The organism is Castellaniella daejeonensis (assembly GCF_039523555.1).
Lineage (GTDB): Bacteria > Pseudomonadota > Gammaproteobacteria > Burkholderiales > Burkholderiaceae_B > Castellaniella > Castellaniella daejeonensis.
The window spans coordinates 1-2,149 of the sequence record NZ_BAAAFN010000021.1 but is presented as its reverse complement, the minus strand read 5'-3'; the positions used below and the strand labels follow the sequence as shown (position 1 = coordinate 2,149).

2 protein-coding genes are annotated in these 2,149 nt (G+C 39.9%); one reads left to right on the top strand and one right to left on the bottom strand.

What is annotated here, in order from left to right; translation table 11 throughout:
* On the top strand, positions 1 to 172 hold a 172-nt coding region (locus tag ABD022_RS14860; protein ID WP_425545244.1), incomplete at its 5' end, for an IS3 family transposase.
* Positions 173 to 261: 89 nt separating this feature from the next.
* Here ABD022_RS14860 and ABD022_RS14755 read toward each other — a convergent pair.
* On the bottom strand, positions 262 to 2,004 hold the full coding sequence (locus ABD022_RS14755) for an LIC12162 family transferase (protein WP_343822178.1): 1,743 nt from the start codon (positions 2,002 to 2,004) through the stop codon (positions 262 to 264).
* Positions 2,005 to 2,149 lie beyond the last annotated feature (145 nt).

Here is a 2,149-nt window from a genome sequence, read left to right as displayed (position 1 = left end):
GATTTGGCGGTGTTTATTGACCGTATTGTCTCATGCTATCAATGGCTTATGGATACTTCAGGGCCGACTCGATAGGTATATACGTTGGTATAACGAGCGCCGAATCAAGGTCTCGCTTGGCGGACGTAGCCCCATCGAGTATCGTCAGGTGATGGGCTTGATGTCCGTATAAACAGTCCAAGAAATCGTCCGCACCCCCACCTGCGCAGGTTCCGCTGGGTCATTACATCGACACATCAACTATAGAAAATGAGCATATATCTATACAGACAACACCCTCATCCACTGCCCCATAAAATCGTCAGAAACACAAGCAACGCGCTCTCTAAAATACTTTACTGACGATTGTATCTCATCTTGATTCCACCAATCAGCAATGCCATTTTCAACAATATAATTAATTCTATCAGCAGCTACACATGGATCATCCATGAGAACCCCGCAATTCTCAAGCAATCGGAAAACATCAGACAACTCTTGCTTTATCAAATAGTGTTCCTTTTTCCAAAACAGAATAAATGGTTTTCCTAACGCAAGGGCATGTGAATATGTTGTAGAGAGATGATCAGCCACATACAATTCGCAATTTACCAAACTACTTAAGAAATTTCTTGACCAATCTTCTATATATAGATCTGGCACTATCTCTCTTACGCACCTTAACATGCCACTATTAAAATGGCTGATATGAGGTCTAAATCTCAACTTGCTTAAGGTATTATTATTAAGATTAGAAAAGAATTTTTTTTGTAATTCTAGATATTCATAATGATCCTCCGCAAAACTGAAAGGATAATATCCATATTTACGAAATGCAGTACCACAAAATAATATACATCTGCTTTGGCGGACCTTTTTTATTCGCCTTGACCCAAGAATCGTAGATATCAATCTCGGCGACATTGCAAAATTAGCATCATTATCACGACAGCTTTTCCCCCATGTATAATATTTATCGCATATAATCTTTTCAATTTCCTCTGGGAACATATTCTTCAGAGATCCATAATTCCCCCCATGAGGCGTCCCTATGATTTCCACCCCCCTATCCTTTTGGGTAGCCATCCATAATTTACATTGTTCATCGGAATACCAACCAGTACTACTTAGTATCTTCCTCCCTCCCACAGGCCATCTTTTACGCACACGATCTGATAAATTCGAGAACCCCTCCAGGTACACTATGGGAATGGTATCGATAGTCAATGATATAGGAAAGTTATTTTTTATAAACTTTCCCTTCACTCTTTCATATAAGTCTTTTCTTAAACTTAAATCGACGCCCACATACGGTAGCCCTTCTTTTCTTCCAGATATTGGCGCTATAGTTCCATAAGAACCCACCATAAATTTCAATAACTCTCGCCTTGAGAACCCACTATCTCTAATATAGCAGCCACCAAAAACGGAAGCTAACAATGGCGTTATATACTCGGATATCCGCGCATACGGCTTCACCTTTGAGGCTTCACGTATTTCTATATTGAAATTATTCCCCGATGAAACACCTATCCCATCCATCCCTATTTTTTTAAAAATCTCTGAATATATCCATAGATTATAATCATCTGAAACGATCATCTTAGCATATTCTTGAGTATCCAAGGGAACTGGAGGGCTAATTTCAATATAAGGGGCATACCCCTCATCAGCGAATACATTTCTCACATGCCACGCCCTAGCCACCCTATCTAGCACAGCACTCACATGCAACATCAACCAATGGCCAAGAATTATCAACCACCCATTTTTCGATATTTTTGTTCCGTGAATATAATTCATCTCCTCGTGAAGGAGATCTAACAGAATATAAAAATTATTTTTGAACTCCTGAAAAAAAATAGATTTTTCTTTTTCAGAGCAAAATAATTTCCAACTATAGGATAGATCGCAACTACTTCTTGTATGAAATTCCTTCTTGCACCACGGACCTACATATATAGGAATCAATCCATTAGGGATATCAACCTTGCTCTCAGTGGGAATTACGAACTTATTCTTCATTAAAAGTATCAGATTGAGTTGGAGAGACAAAAGCGCAAGCTTCCCCGTCAAATAGACAGCGGCTGATAGAGTTTCAGAGCAAGGGTTAGCCGGGGCATAAACTGCACCGGCGGGACGCCGCCCAACGAGTCATGTGGGCGGTATT